This window comes from Endozoicomonas sp. 2B-B (assembly GCF_053470045.1).
On record NZ_JBLZMU010000001.1, the window covers coordinates 5941350 to 5961106 of the forward strand.

Sequence of the window (19757 nt, forward strand, 5' to 3'; positions counted from 1 at the left end):
AATCCTGCTGATATGAGAAAGCCCGCAATCATTTCTGCGGGCTTCTTTGACGGGCAACCGAATGAGATCGGCCGAGCCTGATTAAAGAGTACGCTTGACCTCAACAGTCTTGTACACTTCGATCTTATCGCCTGGCTTAACGTCGTTGTAGGACTTAACCGCGATACCACACTCCATGCCTTCGCGCACATCCTGCACGTCATCCTTGAAGCGACGCAGGGATTCCAGTTCGCCTTCAAAGATAACCACGTTGTCACGCAGAACACGGATACGGTCGTTGCGGTAAACAGTACCTTCAATAACCATACAGCCAGCCACCGCACCGAACTTCGGAGAACGGAAGACGTCACGCACTTCTGCGGTACCAACAATCTGCTCACGGGTGTCGGAGCCCAGCATACCGCCCAGAGCCTTCTTAACATCTTCGATGATGTCGTAGATGACGCTGTAGTAGCGGAGATCCAGTTCTTCTGCCTCAATCACCCTGCGGGCAGAGGCATCAGCACGAACATTAAAGCCGACAATAACAGCGTTGGAAGCCAGAGCGAGGTTAGCGTCGGTTTCAGTGATACCACCTACGCCGCCAGAAATAACCTTAACCTGTACTTCATCGTTACCCTGCTCTTCCAGAGAAGTCGTCAGAGCTTCCAGAGAACCTCGTACGTCTGCTTTCAGAACGATATTGAGAGTTTTCTTCTCTTCAGAGCCCATGCTGGAGAAGATATTTTCCAGCTTGGAAGCCTGCTGACGAGCCAGTTTGACTTCACGGTATTTACCCTGACGGAACAGTGCGATTTCACGAGCCTTACGCTCATCCTTAACCACAATCAGCTCATCACCGGCATCAGGCGTACCGTCCAAGCCCAGAATTTCAACCGGGATGGAAGGACCTGCATCCTTGATCGCCTTACCGTCTTCATCCAGCATCGCACGAACACGACCGTACTGCTGACCTACCAGAATGTTGTCACCCTGTTGCAGGTTACCGGACTGAACCAGAACCGTAGCGACAGGGCCACGACCTTTATCCAGACGGGATTCAACCACCACGCCTTTAGCCGGACCTTCGTCAGCAGCAGAAAGCTCAAGAACCTCAGCCTGAAGAAGCACCGCTTCCAGCAGCTCGTCAATACCCTGACCGGTCAGAGCCGATACATGAATAAACTGGGTGTCACCACCCCACTCTTCAGGAATGACTTCCCTCGCAGCCAGTTCATTCTTCACACGATCAGGATCTGCAGCTTCCTTATCGATCTTGTTCACAGCAACAACCACAGGAACACCGGCAGCCTTGGCGTGCTGAACCGCTTCTTCGGTCTGAGGCATAACACCATCGTCAGCTGCAACCACCAGAATGACGATATCCGTTGCCTTGGCACCACGAGCACGCATAGCGGTAAAGGCCGCGTGTCCAGGAGTATCCAGGAAGGACACCATACCGCGTGGAGTATCTACATGATAAGCACCAATGTGTTGAGTAATACCACCGGCCTCGCCAGCTTGCACACGACTCTTGCGGATATAGTCCAGCAGGGAGGTCTTACCGTGGTCAACGTGACCCATTACCGTGACAACCGGTGCACGAGGCCTCTCTTCAAACTCGGTTACGCTACCTTCCTGATTTTCAGTCAGGGAGTCTTCAATGCTGTCAGCCTTAGCCAACTTGAAGGTGTGACCCATCTCTTCAACCACGATGGACGCTGTATCCTGGTCGATCACCTGGTTGATGGTCACCATGGAGCCCATCTTGAACATTGCCTTGATGACGTCAGCGGCCTTCACGGCCATTTTTTGCGCCAGTTCAGCAACAGTGATGGTCTCAGGAATTGAGACTTCACGTATCACCGGAGCGGTTGGCTTGGTGAAGCCGTGAGCGGCCATGGATTCAGGCGTGATAGTTCGAGCTGCCTTACGGCCGCCACGACGATCGTCTTTACGACCGGCGCTACGTCCGCCACGCTTCTCACCACGACGACCGCGCTCTTCACGGGGCTCATCACGGCGATCTTTGGCTTTACGATTACGACCTCGCTTATCACCTTCCGGAGTCGGCATTGGCGCTGCTGCTGGATCAAAGCCAGGTGCAGAAGGACCATCACGACGAGCCGGACGATCTCCGTCACGGCGCGGTGGGCGGTCGCCATCACGACGTGGTGGGCGATCACCATCACGACGTGGTGGGCGATCACCATCACGACGCTGAGGACGATCACCATCACGACGCGGTGGGCGATCGCCGTCACGACGCTGCTGAGGACGATCGCCGTCACGACGCTGAGGACGGTCACCATCACGGCGTGAGTCACCACGAGCCCGCTTTTCTTCCGGCTTCTGCTCTTCCGCTTTTTCGTTCTTGACGTAGGTACGCTTCTTGCGAACTTCTACATTGACAACTTTTTTCTTACCAGCGCCACCACCGCCAGATACTTTCATCTGACTGACAGTTTTGCGCTTGAGGGTGATCTTGGTTGGCTCAGCAGTACCTGTATGATCACCGTGAATGCTTTTCAGGTGAGCCAGCAACTGCTTCTTTTCTGCATCCGACACGGCTTCCGAAGCCTTTGTCTGCTTCAGGCCCGCATCCTGCATCTGCTGCAGCAACCTTTCGACCGGAGCGCCGACCACCTTCGCGAGTTGTTCTACGGTTACTTCTGCCATTAACACTTCTCCTCTCAGTGGCCCGCTCAGTTACCAGCTTCCTCGAACCAGGGAGCACGCGCCGTCATAATCAATTCACCCGCACGCGTCTCGTCCATACCTTCAATTTCGAGAAGGTCGTCAATGGACTGCTCCGCCAGATCTTCCATAGTAATGACACCCAGGCTGGCCAGCTCCAGTGCCAGCTCCTCATCCATACCGTCCATAGTCAGAAGGTCTTCAGCTGGCTGTGCGCCATCTAGCTTTTCTTCTCGAGCAATGGCCTGGGTCAGCAGCTTGTCTTTCGCACGAGTGCGAAGCTCTTCCACGATGTCTTCATCCATGCCTTCAATTGCCACCATCTCTTCCAGTGGGACATAGGCAATTTCTTCAACGGTGGTGAATCCTTCGTCGACCAGCAGCTGCGCCAGTTCTTCATCAATGTCGAGCAGATCAATAAAACTCTGTTTAAACCTGTCCGCTTCCTTTTCCTGTTTGGCAGCGGCTTCAGCTTCTGTCATAACGTTCAATTTCCAGCCAGTCAGCTCACTGGCCAGTCGAACATTCTGACCACTACGACCAATGGCCTGGGCCAGATTATCTTCACTGACTGCGATATCCATAGTTCCGGAATCTTCGTCAACGATGATGGAGGCAACCTCTGCAGGCTGCATTGCATTAATCACATACTGGACAGGGTTTTCGTCGAACAGAACAATGTCGATACGTTCATTACCCAACTCGCCGGATACCGCCTGTACACGAGCACCGCGCATACCTACGCAAGCACCTACCGGATCAATGCGACCGTCATTGGTTTTAACGGCAATCTTTGCCCTTGAGCCCGGGTCACGGGCAGCCGCCCTGATCTCCAGAACCTCTTCAGCAATTTCTGGCACTTCAATGCGGAACAATTCAATCAGCATTTCAGGCGCAGTTCGGGACAGCATCAGCTGCGGTCCACGACCTTCCGTGGAAATTTCACTGAGCAGTGCCCTTACATGACTTCCCATACGGAAGTTCTCACGTGGCAAGACGCTATCCTTACGCATGACTGCTTCAGCATTGTTGCCAAGGTCAACAATAATACTGTCACGAGTCGTTTTCTTTACGGTTCCATTAATCAGATCGCCCAGCTTGTCACGATATTGCTCAACCATTTGGGCACGTTCAGCTTCACGCACTTTCTGAACAATAACCTGTTTGGCAGTCTGGGCTGCTATCCGTCCAAATGCTACAGACTCAACCTGCTCTTCCCAGACACCACCGATTTCCAGTGACTCATCCTTTTCCTTACCCTCATCCAGGGTAAAGTGCATGCCAGGAAACTCGAAATCTTCGTCAGCAACTACAGTCCAACGACGGAAGGTATCGTATTCACCACTGCTGCGGTCAATCGCCACCCGGATATCAACTTCGGTTTCGTAACGCTTTTTGGTCGCGGTCGCCAGAGCAATTTCCATAGCCTCGAAGATCACTTCGGGTGGAACGCCCTTCTCGTTGGAAACGGACTCAACGACCAACAGAATTTCTTTACTCATGCTCTGCCTCGCCTATGCTGAACCAGTCCATGCCTTTGCCAACACTTCCCTGGCCGTTAACCGGGAAGACCCCTGCCTGTAATCAACTTTGTTATTGCAGACAACGGCTAACAACCCGGCCTGAACCTTGTTCTCAATCTTTTATCTGGTCATTACCAGTTTTGAGTCTGAAGTTAGTTGAATCTCGGTATCACCTGAGCCTTGTCTATGCTCTCAATGGGAAGAAGCAGTTCGTGATCATCGACAACTAACACCACGTCCTGATCTTCAACCCCTCTTACAATACCCCTGTACTTGCGACGCCCTTCAAAAGGCACCCTCAAACGCACATTAACTTCTGCCCCCGCCCAGGCTACAAAGTGCTCAAGAGTAAACAGCTGCCTGTCCACTCCGGGCGATGAGACTTCGAGGGTATATTCTTCCGTAATGGGATCTTCCACATCGAGAACCCCACTGACCTGGCGACTGACGACCTCACAGTCATCCAGTTGAATTCCCTTTTCTTTATCAAGGGAATCAATATAAATGCGAAGCATTGACTGCTTACCCTGAGATTTGAACTCAACTCCCCAAAGCTGATAGCCAAGGGATTCAACCACGGGTCCAATCAATGCTTCCAGCTGCGACTGCTTGCCTGCCACGTTGGAAACACCTGTCTGCAAAAACAAAAAAAGGGCTTAAAAGCCCTGTCTCTTCTATGCACCCAGTTTTCCAGCTGGACGCAACTAATTAGCCTACCAAAGTCACGCCATCAGACATGAATTCAATAGACTCCCAGAGCCCTGTCGAGACCGACACCTCAAGCCCAACAAAAGACTCTGACGCACCTAATAAAAAACCCCATAATGGGGTTTAATTATTTGGTAGCGGGGGCCAGATTCGAACTGACGACCTTCGGGTTATGAGCCCGACGAGCTACCAGGCTGCTCCACCCCGCATCAAACCTACTCCAGTATACTGCCAGCTAAAAACCTGCTTCACAAGCCATAACTGTAGATACGCCTTTTAATCATTACAACACTAAACCAAATTCTTTTCTTCCATTTACTGAAAAAGTTAATGGCAATTTGGTGCCCAGGGCGGGACTTGAACCCGCACGACCGTTAGGCCACCGCCCCCTCAAGACGGCGTGTCTACCAATTCCACCACCTGGGCAAACACCACCACTACATCCTGCTTAAAGCTAGTCCTTACTGGACTGGAGGCAGAGACAGCTCTTTATTCTGCTCGTCGCTTTCGACGGGTTGTGATTCTATCACAGGAGCATCGCTCTCGACACTCTTTTCTGAGCCTATACCTGAGCTCGTTTCTGAAGCGGCTTCCGGAGCGATCGGTGCATCACCGGCCGGAACGGACTCCTCAACAACTACAGCTGACACACCTGCATCACCGATACTATCTGCCTTTTGCCTGGCCACCATAGCCAGAGCAAAACTGGTCACAAAAAACACCGTTGCCAGAATCGCCGTAGTACGACTCATAAAGTTGCCAGTACCCTGACTACCAAACACTGTTTGTGACGCACCGGACCCAAAACTGGCACCGGCTTCCGCACCCTTACCCTGCTGCAACAAAATCAGACCGACTACGGCAGCAGAGGCAAGAACATGAACAATAAGAATTATGGTTTCCATCACTATCCTGCAGCGCGACAGATCGCCTGGAACTCTTCAGCAACCAATGAGGCTCCCCCCACAAGACCACCGTCAACATCCGGCAAAGCGATCAGGTCTGCAGCATTAGCTGCTTTCATGCTACCACCGTACAGAATACGAGTTCTGTCAGCCATAGCCTGATCATGTTCTGCCAGCAAGCTGCGAATCACAGCATGCACTTCCTGCGCCTGTTCCGGTGTTGCAGTCAGCCCGGTTCCAATAGCCCATACGGGCTCATAAGCGATCACAAAATTTGCCAAACGCTCCGGACCAGCAGTCCGCAGCACAGCTTCGACCTGAGCTGTCACCACCTTCATGGTGCTGCCAGCTTCTCGCTCTTGCAGAGTTTCACCCACACAAAGGATAGGCACCAAACCCTGATCAGCCAGAGCACAGAATTTCGCAGCAACTTCCTCATCACCCTCTCCGAACAGAGAGCGACGCTCAGAATGACCAATGATCACGTATTCAATACCAAGATCTTTGACCATCAGAGGCGAAACCTCGCCAGTATAAGCGCCAGATGTCTTGTCAGAGACATTCTGCAAGCCAACTTTTATAGCACTAACAGCCAATATTTCGCAAATGCCTTGAGCATAAATCGAAGGAGGACAAACCAGGACTTCAGCTTTAGTATCAAGACCGGAAACAAGTTTACCCAGTAACTGACGGTTCTCTTCGAGAGATCCATTCATCTTCCAATTACCGGCAACCAGTGGCTGGCGCATACTGCTCACCTCAACATTCGCGAGGTCGGCATACTAACCCAAGTTCCTTTGTTATACAACTGTGCTGACACCTTTCACTGGCAATTTTCCAACAGCGGATGAAAATCAATAAACTCATAACCAGTCAAGCACTTAGAGAATCACTCCTGCTCATTCAAGGCCAGTGCATGAATAGCCTTCAAGAACGTTAACTTTATATCAGAGTACTGCACATTAGCTGATGAATGAGAGCGCGACCGGCCCATATCACTCAACTCGAATGAGAACGCAACACAGCCCCAATTGCTCGCCACTGCATTAACAACAGCATCATTACAAGAAAAATACCCAAAAAGCCTAAACCCGCAGGATTAAACAGTAGAACTGGTAAACTGCTGAAGGCCAAACCTCTTTCCAACAGGCTTAATCTTCTAATCAGGTAACCTTCGACAACAACAGCCATGCTAATAATGATGGCTATTGTCCGGGCAACCGCGATAACCAATCCGGCAAAATCCTCTCCAGTATTAATTAAACCGGTATAGGCCATCATAATCGGAATCAAAAATAAGCCCGCCGCCAACTTGAACGCCTCAACGGAAGATTTAATTGGACTGGCATTAGCAACCCCCGCTCCCGCAAACGCTGCCAGAGCGATAGGAGGCGTTACATTGGAAGTCTGAGACAACCAGAAAACCATCAGATGCGATGTCAACAGAGGCAATCCAAAATCACCCAACAAAGGTACAGCCATTACCGCCAATACTATATAGGCAGCAGTGACAGGCAATCCCATTCCAAGCACCAGGGCAACAAGACTGATGAGAATCAGCGCAGTAAACATATACCCGCCGGAAAGCGCCATAACGAACTGCGTAAACTGCAACCCAATACCGGTCTGCCCTACTACACCAACAATAATTCCTGCCGCTGCACAGGCAACAGAGATAGGCAAGGCCAGCAGCGCACCCGACTTGAGCCCTTCAATGATCTTTCTGACACCTATACGACTATGACTTCTCAGTGACGCTGCCACCAGAATAGCCGCACAACCTGCCACCCCAACCAGGAGCGGCGAGTACCCGATCATCAGTAGAGCAGTAATCAGGGCCAGAGGAAGAAGGAAGTGGGCCCCCTGTTTCATGACACTCCGTACCGCTTCAGTCCGACTGACTGTTGGCAATTCCAGCTTGCAGGCCATAATATGGACATACAACAGTGTACAGAAGAAGTAGAGCAGTGCAGGCGCAATGGAGGCAATCATAATGTCGCTATAGGGCACACCGGTAAATTGCGCCATCACAAAAGCACCTGCCCCCATAATAGGTGGCATTACTTGCCCACCGGTTGATGCGGCGGCTTCAATACCTGCAGCCTGTTCTGGCTTGTAACCCAGTTTTTTCATCATCGGTATGGTGATGGCGCCAGTGGTCACCGTATTGGCAATGGCAGATCCGGAAATAGAACCCAGACCAGCGGAAGCAATAACGGCAGCCTTGGCAGGCCCTCCCCGGTATTTACCGGCAATAGCAAAAGCCAGATCAATAAAAAACTTGCCTGCGCCCGTTACCTCGAGGAAAGCTCCAAACAGAACAAAGATAAAGACAGTGGTGGCGGCAATACCCAGCGCAGAACCAAACACACCATTACTGGAAAAGATCTGAAACTGCACCCATTCCTGAACACTGTAACTCTTGGTTGCCAGAGCACCTGGCAGCATATCGCCAAAACCACTATAAGCCAGAAACAACAATGCTATAAACACCATCACACAGCCTACAGCCCGACGACAGGCCTCCATCATCAGCACCACATAGACGACACCAGCATAAAGGTCATAATCGGAAAGACCGTACAGAAGATAGTTAATATCGTTGTAGTCAAAGTTAACGATTCGAAAGCCCGCCACCACAGTAGCCAGGGCCAGAATCAAATCAAACAGCCTGACTGGTACAAAAAAACGACTCTCTTCGTTTTTCAGCAAAGGATAATGAAGAAATATCAGCACCATGACCCAGGCCAGATGAACTGGCCTGAAATAGGTGGCAGAAATCGTCGAGGTAATCCCCTGCCAGACCTGAAACACAGACAAAAGAACCGCACAGACAAGAACCAGATAACCCAGCGTTTTGATCACGACTTTATTCATTCAGCCACCCGAAAACTCAATTAATGGAATTCAGGTATTTTTCAGCACCCGGATGCAACGGCACGCCGGACAGGCGAGTGGCATTGCCTTTGGTAGTGGCTTCGGCCACTTTTACCACCTTGCGAACATCATCCATGTTTTCAAAAGCTGCTTTAGTAAGGCTGAAAGCCATGTCGTCAGACATATCAGCTCGCACGACGAGGACATTCCAGATACTCAGGGTATCAACCGCCTCAACGCCGTTGTATACATCACCCGGAATGGTATAACTGCTGTAAGCAGGGTTTTCAGCAATGAATTTCTCACGCTCTTTTTCAGAGACTGGCAGGACACGAATCGGGTGAGTCAGAGCGACCTGGGTTACAGCGCCTACTCCCTGACCACCGACAATAAAGCCCGCATCAACCTGACCATTAGCCAGTGCATTGGTGGTTTCAGAATAATTCAGGTAAACAGCGCGGATATCTTTTTTGGGATCAACACCCACACTCTCCAACAGTGCAGCAGAGGTAACGGCGGTCCCGGAACCCGGTGCACCCAGGGAAACCCGCTTGCCTTTGAGGTCAGACAGTTTGGCGATGTCCGAGCTTTGAAGGGTCAAAGCATGAACCAGATTTGGATAGAGGGCAAACAACACTTTTACCGGCATCTCACCGGGAAACTTGCCTTCACCCCTGTATGCATCGAGAACAACATTCCCCATGGCAATGCCAGCCAGCATATCGCCCCGAACAACCTTGATAGTATTTTCAACGGAAGCGGCAGTAACTTCTGCTTTTACATTAACCCCATGAACCTTATCAGACCAAACTTTTGCCAGTGCACCACCGAGCGGATAATAAATACCACTTTGACCACCGGTACCAATGGAGTAGTTCTGTGCAAAAGAGAACGCTGGCAGGATCAGCATAAAGAGGGCAGCGACAAAACGCATGATATTTCCCCTGTAAAATATTTTTTATTTTTCTTTCGAGCAACAGCAGTCAAGTCCGGGTAGACTGACCCGTACAAATTTGACACGCCGGTTTTTTATCCTACCTAAGGAAAGTAATTCAGAGAAGCAAGAGGTTGCTTAAAACTGTCGTAGATCAATAATAAACTTCAAAAGCAACAGACTGACTGGAAATCATCCAGCCAGCCTGTAAAATGAGAATCAGGACATTTCCCGTTCAACCACCATGGCCAGTCTTTCGGTGTGAGCACGAACTTCTTCGGCATTCTCACCCTCTACCATGACACGGATAACAGGCTCAGTGCCGGAAGGCCTCAAGAGCACACGACCACGACCTGTCAGTTCAGTTTCAGACTGTTGCACAGCGGCAACAATACCCGGTACTTTATCAGTGTCTTTTTTCTCTTTTACCCGGACATTAATCATGGTCTGCGGGTACTTGCTCATTCCTCTACGCAGCTCAGACAGTTTTTTACCTGAACGAACTACGGCCTTCAAAACTTGCAGCGCAGAGACAATACCATCACCGGTGGTGGACACATCTCTACAGATGATATGACCGGAGGACTCACCACCTATCTGCCAATCATGCTCCAGCAGTAACTCATTGACATAACGATCGCCGACTTTGGCTCGGGCAAAAGGAATATTGTTAGCTTCCAGAGCTTTCTCCATTCCCAGGTTTGTCATCAGAGTGCCGACAACCCCTCCCTTCAGCTCATTATGTTGAAGACGATCCAGAGCAATAGCGAACAGCAGCTCATCACCATCAACAATCTCACCATTGTCATCCACCATGATGACTCGATCGCCATCACCATCAAAAGCAATTCCCAGATCAGCTTCACGTTCTTTGACAATTTCAGCCAGATTGTCAGGCTGGGTAGAACCACAACCCTCATTGATATTCAAACCGTTCGGGTTAATTCCAATGGCTTGAACATTGGCACCCAGCTCTCTGAAAACAGCAGGACCCACCTGATAGGTAGCACCATGACCGGCATCAATCACGATATTCATGCCACGCAAGTCGAGAGGGTAGACAGTACTGGCTTTGCAATATTCGATATAACGACCGGAAGCATCATCCAGTCGGGTCACTTTACCCAGCTCACCAGAGTCAACGACCTCAATAACACCTTCTATCAGAGCCTCGATTTTTGCTTCAACATCGTCTGGCAATTTGCTGCCATTACCGGTAAAGAACTTGATACCGTTGTCGTAGAAAGGATTATGAGAGGCACTGATTACAATTCCGGCCTGACCATTAAAAGTGCGGGTCAGATAAGCGATAGCAGGTGTCGGCATAGGGCCGGTCAAACATACGTCAATACCCGCCGCAGACAGACCGGCCTCCAGAGCAGACTCAAACATGTAGCCGGAGATACGGGTATCCTTACCAATAACGACTTTACCCTCACCCTCTGCTGCCAGAACCTTACCCGCAGCCCAGCCCAGCTTGAGAACAAAATCCGGGGTAATAGGAAACTCACCCACCTTGCCACGAATACCATCGGTGCCGAAAAATTTGCGACCCATAAAGCAACCCTTATGCAATAATCTGGCGCCTGAATCCGCTGTCAGACAGCACTCTCAAATGGCTAGACAAAAAGGAGTGACAGGTGAAAACAGGCGATATTCTGCTTTGCCATGATGGCGTCGCAGAACAAAAAATACTGAAGATATACTCTGAATTATGACATGACTGTCATACAGACTTAATAGAAATGATTGTCTTACAAATGACAAAATTCCCCCTACCTGCGCTCAGAGCAAACGCCAGGCAAAAAGGAAGAAATAAAAAAAGAACCAGAGCCAATGCCTGCCCAAAAGAACAGGCGATTTAAACACCTCAGGCGTTCCTGACTGCATCCACCATGCGAACAGCATCAACGGTCTCAGCAACATCATGAACTCGAATAATTTGAGCCCCTGCCCGGGCAGCCAGAGTAGCAACGGCCAGACTTGCACTTAACCTCTGCTCTGTAGGCTTATTCAACACAGCACCAAGGAATGACTTTCTGGACATTCCTGCCAACACCGGGAAGCCAAGAGCAAGCACACGATCCAGATGTTTGAGTAACTGCAGATCATGGGCAGGTGTTTTTCCAAACATGCCCCCACCAAATCCCGGATCAAGTATCAGTCGATCTCTGGTAATACCGGCCGTTTCACAGGCACTGACACGCTGAAGCAGATACTCATTAACTTTGCTGACCACATCATCGTATTGAGGCACAAACCCCGTTTCTGGCTGTTCAACCAGCGAGTGCATCAAAACGACAGGAAGACTGGTTGCCGCTGCCGCCTCAAGAGCTCCGGGCCTCAGCAAAGCACGCACATCATTAATCATCCCTGCACCGGCTTTGCTGGCTTCAGAAATAACCAGGGCAGAACTGGTATCCACAGAGACCACTTGATCAAAGTTCGTTCTCAAAGCCTCTACAACAGGCACAACCCTCTCAAGCTCCTGCTCACTGGAGACCATCCCGTCAGCTCCCGGCCTTGTGGATTCACCACCCACATCCAGAATATCGACCCCATCGCGAACCATTTGCTCAGCAGTACTCAGCACCTGATCCAGACTCTGATAACGACTGCTTTCATAAAAGGAATCCGGGGTAATATTCAATACTCCCATGACCAGCGTTCGGTCAAAAGTCAGAGACTTTCCGGCACAATTTAACGTCTTCATTTTTTTCATATACCCAATCTACGAATACCACTAAAAATCATCCAGACTCAGCTACTGCCTGATTTTACAGGCCAATTGTTGAGACTCTCTTTCATTCTGCCCATCAATCAGGCTTTACAGCGCCCGTCTGGAAACCCTCAAACACCTGAGAATAGAAGCTTATAGCCGAAGCGAAGATTTTCCACAACAGACCGTTTCCACACTCAAACCTCAGGCCATTAATCCACAAATACAGCCTGGCAAGGTTAATATTTCCACCACTGCATTCAACCTCCAGGCCAAGGGTGGCGCAGATGTGGTATTCACCATAACCGGAGGGGATCCCTGCACACTGGGCAGCTTCTCACTCCATTTTGAATCATCGCCTCGATGCATTCCGTATGGACTCTGTGGGAGCAGGGCAGTATCTGGCAGCCGCCGAAAGAGTCTTCCAGACAGATACAGCATTCATCGTGCCCTGAATCGGGTCGGCATATGTGATCACCTTTTAACTTTTTATTCAGGCAGATGTTGCAAACATCACAGTGATAGTTTTTCTCCTCATATACTCGACAAATGCCGCATTTATCACAGTGGTACGGATTTAGTTCTGCACTGATGAAGTGTTTACACTTTGCACAGAAAAAGTCAGACATCCGCTCGTTGCATCCCGGGCATGTCTGGGAACCATCCGTAATTTCACCTTCATATTCACAGACTGTACATTGAAGGTGTGTTGCGTCAGAAGCCTTGCAATTTTCAGCTTGACAGCGGGGGCTTGCGTTATGACATCTATGGCAGGGGAAATAAAGGCCACAGCACTTGAATTTCACAAGGCAGCGCCTGTGGTAATGTTCGCACATTGGCTTTATGGTTTCTTGTTGAGATAGCGGCAACACCTCAACCGAACGATTTGCCTTCACATCAGGTAGGCTCGACTGCTGGCAAGAAGCAGAACTCTTCGGGTCACTGGCTGACATCGCCGGGCTGGCCGCTGCCGCCTGTTGGAGGGCTTGCTGGATCATTAAGTCTGTTAATTCTTGTTGTTTCCCGAGCTCAGCCTCCAACTTTTCGATATTTTCCCTCAAGCGTTGGTTTTCAGTGTCTGAATGGGTCACCCGTTCCCAGAGCCTTTGAGCTACTGCAGTAAGATTTTGATTCTTTATAGCCAACTCCTGATTCTCTGCTCTTACCCCCTGAACCTCCTGTGTTAATTCTTGATTTTCTACTGTTAACCTTTGAAACTCTACCGTTAACTTTTCAGTCTGTTCTCTTTCTATCTGTTGTCTTTTTTGCTCTTCTTTTTCCTTAGCGATTCTTTTCAGATCAATTTCTTTTCTAAGCCTGAGGTAATTCCATACAACACTTTCTAACTTTTTCAAATCACGTTTCAAATTTTCAGACCGTTGATCGTTGGAGCTATTGTCAGCATTCACTGCATTTACCGGAGTAATCGTCGGGAGGTCTGAAGGTTGTCCAAGGCTGGCTCTCTTTCGGGAAGAGTCATTTTGCTGATCAGCAAACCCGGGCTGTTTTGGCCTTGCTCCCTGCTGTAAGTATTTGTCAGCTGTCAGATTAGAGGAACTGCCCGCAAAGCCAGAGGCACTCGCGTAGCTAACAATCTGCTGGATGGGATCTGTGAATGTATTTGCATTGCTGGCAATTATTTCGTTGGCAATATTATCACTGCTACAGATCACAGGCTCTTGTGCTGAAGAGCAAGATTGCAACTGCATGTACAGTTTCTCTGAAAGGCGTATTAATTCACGGGATGATGGGTGCTGATCAAATCGTATAAGGGTATCCAGAAAAGAGGTGGAAAATGTAAATGATTGTGCATAAATCATGATATCGTGACTTATAGCGACATCTGATATTTTCCCTAACAGATTACGAATAAGTTCAATGGGGTTTGAATAGATCAGGAACAAATGAACGAAGTACTCAGTAAAGCAACATTTTTCAAATTGTCCTATAGGTGGCTGTTGATCAGGTTGATTGACCCTATGAATCACGTCCTGAACAATCTTATGCAAAATCATCAGGTTGTTTTCGCCGACTTTGAGCAGTGTCTCGTCAGTTGGAATGATCGGTTGCAGTGAAGACAGAATACCAAGGTCATTCAAAGTCTGTTTTGTATCGCTCGTGGCTTCTATCAGATGCTCGATAAAACGGTTGCGCAATGAATTCTCTTTGCAAGAACGCCGCAGTTCCAGTACCGCCTCAAGAGGAGTGACAGTATTCCCCCTGATGTTCGTGCCTTTTGTTTCCAAAACCTGTAAACGTTGAGGCCTGTCCAGTTCATCCAGTATTTGTCTCAGCTTATAAACTGCATTGCGATCGCTGCCTTCAATAATGGCAATAAGCTGGTCAGCAAGTTCCTGAAGGTCTTGAGTCGTCGCATTTTTTTCACTCTTGTCACCATCATCGTCTTTTCTGTTATTTTCATTTCCGCTACCATCACTGTCTTCTCCAGATGATTGGCCCTCCTGATCTTCAGGTTCTTCTCTTTCCTCCTCTTGATGGTCGTTATTTCCGTTCTCAGGTCCTGCATCGGATACGCTATAAGAGGGTTGTCCATCCCCATTACCAGCCTTCAAGACAGCACTCTCAAGAAATAGTTTGAAACAGCCAAGCTGCCACTGAAGACTTTCGCTGGCAGGACAGGTATTGGCTGCACGCCGGAGAAGAGTATTCCAGAAATCAACATCGATCAATTGTTCAATATCGAGAAAGTCAAGCCAGCTAACGGGTATAGCGACTTCGCTGGAAGTACCATCGCTATTAACGCGTGTAATTTTCAGGTGTGCCGGGGATGACTGCTGGTCAAACGAAATAGAATCCTTGCCAATGGACATCAACCATGTGATGACGGGTTTCAGGATAAGCAGGTCTATTTCGAATAATCCCGACGGCCTGCCGCCGCCTCCGGGCGGAGGCGGGGGTGGGAGCGAATAGAAAAAGCCACCACCCCCGTCACTGGAAAAATCAGCAGTGCCAGTGAGCTTGCCTCCTGTCAATGTCATTGTGTTATTCAGAGCTTGCTGCGTTTCCAGCTCACTGACAGTCATGTTGTCGGAATAGGCCAGAAGAATAAGTGAGGTAGCATGGGGTTTGTTATTCAGAAGCGGATCGGTGTTTACAGAAGTAAGCTCAGGTCTGTCTGCCGTCGTGGATTTTAAACGAACAGTTATGCCATTTTCCGAGACACCTTTTGATACATGCTGGAAAATGGATATTTGCCCCTCTGACAGTATCAGTAGCTGATAGCAATAGTTGCTCAAGTCGTTCGTGATTGATATTGCGATACTGTTCGAATTTGCTGGCGCCACAGGTGCATTAAAGCAAAGAATACTGTTTCGGTCATTGAAACCCTCCGGGAGCAGCAAAATCAATTGCCACTGAATCTTATCCTGCGGATCTGCATCATCATTGATTTCAATCCGAAGCTTGTAACCATCAGGAGTATGCCGATCAATGACGGTTGAGGAATAGCATAACTGCACAACCACCGTTGTTATTAATGAAAAAACAAACGCTATTAAGGCTACCAATGAGCGGTAAAAATGCACTAAAGTCTCTCTGTACAATTTGGTCAATAATACCAACTCCGCCCTCTTTGTCTGATAGAAAACCAATTCAATCTATGTTGACTTTCTGCTCTGGAAAAATAAAGGAACGCCATTGGCCAATTTCATTATTCGAAGTACAGAGAGAGAATAGCCAAGAATTTCTGAATCGCTATATGGACTGGTTGTCTTGTGCCACAGAGCTTTCCACAGGATCAACCTCTTCACCGGAAAAGTACTTATCCATTACAAACCAGCCCAACAAACTTAGCCTCTTCTCAAGCCATACAAAAAAGGCAGGATAACAATCCTGCCTTTTTTGTTTCATAAGAAGGGATCAATGTTCGCCAGCCGGCCCACCAATAGGTCCTTTCTTATCATCATTGTCGCTGTTGGCATTATTATCACCGTCAGCACCTTTTGACTTGGATGCTTCAGGAGTCTCTTCTGCCTTGATACCCGCACCACCATCACCGTTGGATGAAGAGCCGGAAGATTCCTTGGGTGGCCGAGGCTTCTTGCCTTCCATAATGTCATCAATCTGATCAGTATCAATGGTTTCGTATTGCATCAATGCATCAGACATCAGATCCAGCTTGTCGCGGTTTTCCTTTAGAAGTCTCTCAGCAGTGTCATAGCACTCATCAATGATGCTGCGCACTTCTTCGTCGATCATCTTGGCAGTTTCGCCAGACACATTCATGCGTCCGCCACCACTGCCGTAGTTCTTGCCCAGAAACACTTCTCCTTCTTCATCATCATACTGAAGAGGACCCAGCTTCTCTGACAGACCCCACTTGGTCACCATATTCCTGGCAATCTGGGTTGCACGCTGAATGTCATTGGAAGCACCAGTGGTGACACCCGATTTACCCAGCGTCATTTCTTCGGCAATACGACCACCGAACAGTGAACAGATCTGACTCATCAGAGCCTCTTTGCTCTGACTGTAACGGTCTTCCTCGGGCAGGAACATGGTGACACCCAGTGCTCGACCACGAGGAATAATGCTGACCTTGTATACAGGATCATGATCAGGCACCAGACGGCCAACAATAGCGTGACCGGCTTCATGATAGGCCGTATTTCGTTTCTCTTTCTCACTCATCACCATGGATTTGCGCTCGGCACCCATCATGATTTTATCTTTGGCAAGATCGAACTCATGCATACCTACCGTGCGCTTGTCGGCGCGGGCAGAGAAAAGTGCCGCTTCATTGACCAGATTGGAAAGATCTGCACCGGAGAAACCGGGAGTACCACGGGCAATCACTGCCGGCTCAACGTCATCTCCAATAGGCACCTTGCGCATATGAACTTTCAGGATCTGTTCACGACCACGGATGTCTGGCAGACCTACCACAACCTGACGGTCAAAACGGCCGGGACGCAGCAGCGCCGGATCCAGTACGTCGGGACGGTTCGTTGCCGCAATTACGATAATACCGTCGTTTGCTTCGAAGCCATCCATTTCTACCAGTAACTGGTTAAGTGTTTGCTCACGCTCATCATGACCACCACCCATACCAGCACCACGGTGACGACCTACAGCATCAATCTCATCGATGAAGATAATGCAGGGTGCCTGCTTTTTAGCTTGTTCGAACATGTCACGGACACGGGAAGCACCCACACCCACGAACATTTCAACAAAATCAGAACCAGAGATGGTGAAGAACGGAACCTTGGCTTCACCTGCAATAGCCTTGGCCAGCAGAGTTTTACCAGTACCCGGAGGACCTACCATCAGGACACCACGGGGAATGCGGCCACCCAGACGCTGGAACTTGCCCGGGTCTTTCAGGAAATCCACCAGTTCCTGTACGTCTTCCTTGGCTTCTTCAACACCCGCTACATCAGCAAAAGTCGTCTTGATCTGATCTTCCGACAACAATCGGGCTTTGCTCTTGCCAAAGCTCATTGGGCCACCACGGCCACCGCCGCCGCCCTGCATCTGTCGCATAAAGAACATGAAGACGGCAAGAATCACCAGAATCGGGAAACTGGCAACCAGCAACTGTGTCCAGATGCTCTGCTTTTCAATAGGTTTGGACTCAATTTGAACATTACCGCGCAATAGCTCGTCCATCAGCTGATTATCGGGCACTGCCGGGGGCAGGTTGGTCTCAAAACGCTCACTGTTGTTCATGAGTCCAGTAATGGAAAACCCGTCAATCACTACCTTGCTGACCTGACGGTTTTCTACTGCACTGATGAAATCTGAATAACTGAGCTTCTGAGTAGAAGACTGCATGCCATCGAAGTTTTTGAATACGGTCAACAGCACCAAGGCAATGATGACCCATAAAATCAAGTTTTTTGCCATATCATTCAAAGGGCTACCCTCACTTGAGCGTACTGAAGCCTGTGGCTAACGGTTTTAAAGGGCATAATTACCGGCTCTGCTCTCTCTTATGGTTAATCCGCAGCTTCTACCATACACGAATGGCAGTGAGGGTGACAGTCATCAGCTGGCTATTGGGCAGATAGAAAAAATCTATAATGCCGACAGGTCTGCTTGAAACTGCGCTGCGACAAGGTTTTTCGCGTTTACCTAACGCGTTGTCAGGTTTCTGTCAAGATTCGATAGCGTTTAACCATCACCCTTGAACAGACAAAACATTGCAACGTCCAGGTTAAAGCAATGTTCTCAAGATACAAAATTTCTGGCCAGCAGAAACACCTCTCTGGATCGTGCTCTTGAGGAGCCCGGTTTTCGGGTAATCACTTTTTGGAATGAGGTTTTCATATCCTTGTGATACTCCTGATACCCTTCACCCTGAAATGTTTTGGTCAGAAAAGAGCCATTTTTCTTCAGCACCTGTCTGGCCAGATCCAGAGCCAGCTCAGCCAGATACATAGCTCTGGGCTGATCAACCGCCAGTGTACCACTCATATTGGGGGCCATATCTGAAATTACAAGGTCTACTTTATCACTTCCGATCGTCTCGAGGATTTTTTCCAGTACAGCGTCCTCGGTAAAATCGCCCTGAATAAAATCGACTCCGGCAATGGGGTTCATGGGAAGAATGTCTGAAGCCACCACACGACCGTTATCCCCTACCATTTCGATAGCCACCTGAGACCAGCCGCCAGGAGCCGCCCCCAGATCAACGACCTTCATCCCCGGCCTGATCAGCTTGTCCTTCTCCTGGATTTCAATCAGCTTATAGCTGGCCCTGGATCGATAGCCGTCTTCCTGTGAACGCTTTACGTATTTGTCTTCAAAGTGCTCCTGCAGCCAGCGGGCACTGCTTTTGGATCTGGCCATTTCTACCTTACATTACCTAGCTTAAAAAGCATTATTCATGACTACTGGACTTGTGAGCCACAGAGAATAAAGTACAATGATGAACTTTTGATCAACAGTTTCCAACCCGGTTTTTCCCAATCTTATAAAAACCGGGAAACGAGCCCCGATTCAGGTCTGTAAAATACAACCTTGTTTAATCGCTCATCAGGAATCTGTTGCCCGATTGCCATGGCTGTAGGCAATCGGCTTACTGGATAAGCAGCCTCAGGATTCTGAAATCATGAGCATTAGTTCTGAAAAAAAGAGACACTACCGTTCCCTCGGCCATAAACTGAAGCCTGTTGTCATGGTAGCGGGCAACGGTTTGAGTGACGGCGTTATTGAAGAAACACAGCGCGCCCTGCACGATCACGAGCTGATCAAGGTGAAGTTTGCAGTAGGTGACCGTGAAGTCAAGAAAGAAGCTATTGACGAGCTGTGCAACCAGACTCAGGCAGAACTGATTCAGACCATTGGTAACATTGCTCTTATCTTCAAAGAGAATAAAGACGCCAAGCCCAACCTGTCTAATATCAAAAGCTTCTGACTTTTGAGGGTGCCTGTATGTTTCAGGCGCCCTG

At 49.1% G+C, this 19757-nt stretch carries 13 protein-coding genes and 2 tRNA genes; 1 reads left to right on the plus strand and 14 read right to left on the minus strand.

The window, feature by feature from the left end; translation table 11 throughout:
• Nucleotides 1-81: 81 nt before the first annotated feature.
• The 14 genes from infB to rlmE form a co-directional block, all read right to left on the minus strand.
• On the minus strand, nucleotides 82-2658 hold the full coding sequence (gene infB, locus ACOMHB_RS21985) for a translation initiation factor IF-2 (RefSeq protein ID WP_448218214.1): 2577 nt from the start codon (nucleotides 2656-2658) through the stop codon (nucleotides 82-84).
• A gap of 26 nt (nucleotides 2659-2684) precedes the next feature.
• Nucleotides 2685-4178, minus strand: a complete 1494-nt coding sequence (gene nusA / locus ACOMHB_RS21990; protein WP_422135247.1) for a transcription termination factor NusA — start codon at nucleotides 4176-4178, stop codon at nucleotides 2685-2687.
• 173 nt (nucleotides 4179-4351) lie between these two features.
• Entirely contained in the window at nucleotides 4352-4819 is a 468-nt protein-coding gene (gene rimP, locus ACOMHB_RS21995; protein ID WP_448218215.1) for a ribosome maturation factor RimP, read from the minus strand.
• Between the two features lie 220 nt (nucleotides 4820-5039).
• Nucleotides 5040-5116: transfer RNA gene (locus ACOMHB_RS22000), tRNA-Met, on the minus strand.
• Between the two features lie 130 nt (nucleotides 5117-5246).
• Nucleotides 5247-5333, minus strand: a tRNA-Leu gene (locus tag ACOMHB_RS22005).
• 35 nt (nucleotides 5334-5368) lie between these two features.
• Nucleotides 5369-5812 (minus strand): preprotein translocase subunit SecG, encoded by a 444-nt coding sequence (gene secG, locus ACOMHB_RS22010; protein WP_448218216.1) that lies wholly within the window; start codon nucleotides 5810-5812, stop codon nucleotides 5369-5371.
• A gap of 2 nt (nucleotides 5813-5814) precedes the next feature.
• Nucleotides 5815-6561, minus strand: a complete 747-nt coding sequence (tpiA, locus tag ACOMHB_RS22015) for a triose-phosphate isomerase (protein ID WP_448218217.1) — start codon at nucleotides 6559-6561, stop codon at nucleotides 5815-5817.
• Between the two features lie 250 nt (nucleotides 6562-6811).
• Nucleotides 6812-8689, minus strand: coding sequence for a TRAP transporter permease (locus ACOMHB_RS22020; RefSeq protein WP_448218218.1), 1878 nt, complete (start codon nucleotides 8687-8689; stop codon nucleotides 6812-6814).
• Nucleotides 8690-8705: 16 nt separating this feature from the next.
• Entirely contained in the window at nucleotides 8706-9623 is a 918-nt protein-coding gene (locus tag ACOMHB_RS22025; protein ID WP_422135252.1) for a TAXI family TRAP transporter solute-binding subunit, read from the minus strand.
• 219 nt (nucleotides 9624-9842) lie between these two features.
• Nucleotides 9843-11180 carry a phosphoglucosamine mutase gene (glmM, locus tag ACOMHB_RS22030; RefSeq protein ID WP_448218219.1) on the minus strand — a complete coding sequence of 446 codons (1338 nt, stop codon included), beginning with the start codon at nucleotides 11178-11180 and terminating at the stop codon, nucleotides 9843-9845.
• 313 nt (nucleotides 11181-11493) lie between these two features.
• Nucleotides 11494-12345 (minus strand): dihydropteroate synthase, encoded by an 852-nt coding sequence (gene folP / locus ACOMHB_RS22035; protein ID WP_448218220.1) that lies wholly within the window; start codon nucleotides 12343-12345, stop codon nucleotides 11494-11496.
• Nucleotides 12346-12638: 293 nt separating this feature from the next.
• Nucleotides 12639-15887, minus strand: a complete 3249-nt coding sequence (locus ACOMHB_RS22040) for a CHY zinc finger protein (RefSeq protein ID WP_448218221.1) — start codon at nucleotides 15885-15887, stop codon at nucleotides 12639-12641.
• 334 nt (nucleotides 15888-16221) lie between these two features.
• Nucleotides 16222-18210 carry an ATP-dependent zinc metalloprotease FtsH gene (gene ftsH, locus ACOMHB_RS22045; RefSeq protein WP_448218222.1) on the minus strand — a complete coding sequence of 663 codons (1989 nt, stop codon included), beginning with the start codon at nucleotides 18208-18210 and terminating at the stop codon, nucleotides 16222-16224.
• A 324-nt stretch (nucleotides 18211-18534) separates the two neighbouring features.
• Nucleotides 18535-19155 carry a 23S rRNA (uridine(2552)-2'-O)-methyltransferase RlmE gene (gene rlmE, locus ACOMHB_RS22050; protein ID WP_422135258.1) on the minus strand — a complete coding sequence of 207 codons (621 nt, stop codon included), beginning with the start codon at nucleotides 19153-19155 and terminating at the stop codon, nucleotides 18535-18537.
• A gap of 262 nt (nucleotides 19156-19417) precedes the next feature.
• On the opposite strand from rlmE, the gene yhbY reads away from it, so the two are divergent.
• A complete protein-coding gene (gene yhbY / locus ACOMHB_RS22055) occupies nucleotides 19418-19723 on the plus strand; it encodes a ribosome assembly RNA-binding protein YhbY (RefSeq protein WP_448218223.1) in 306 nt (101 codons plus the stop codon).
• Nucleotides 19724-19757: the final 34 nt, after the last annotated feature.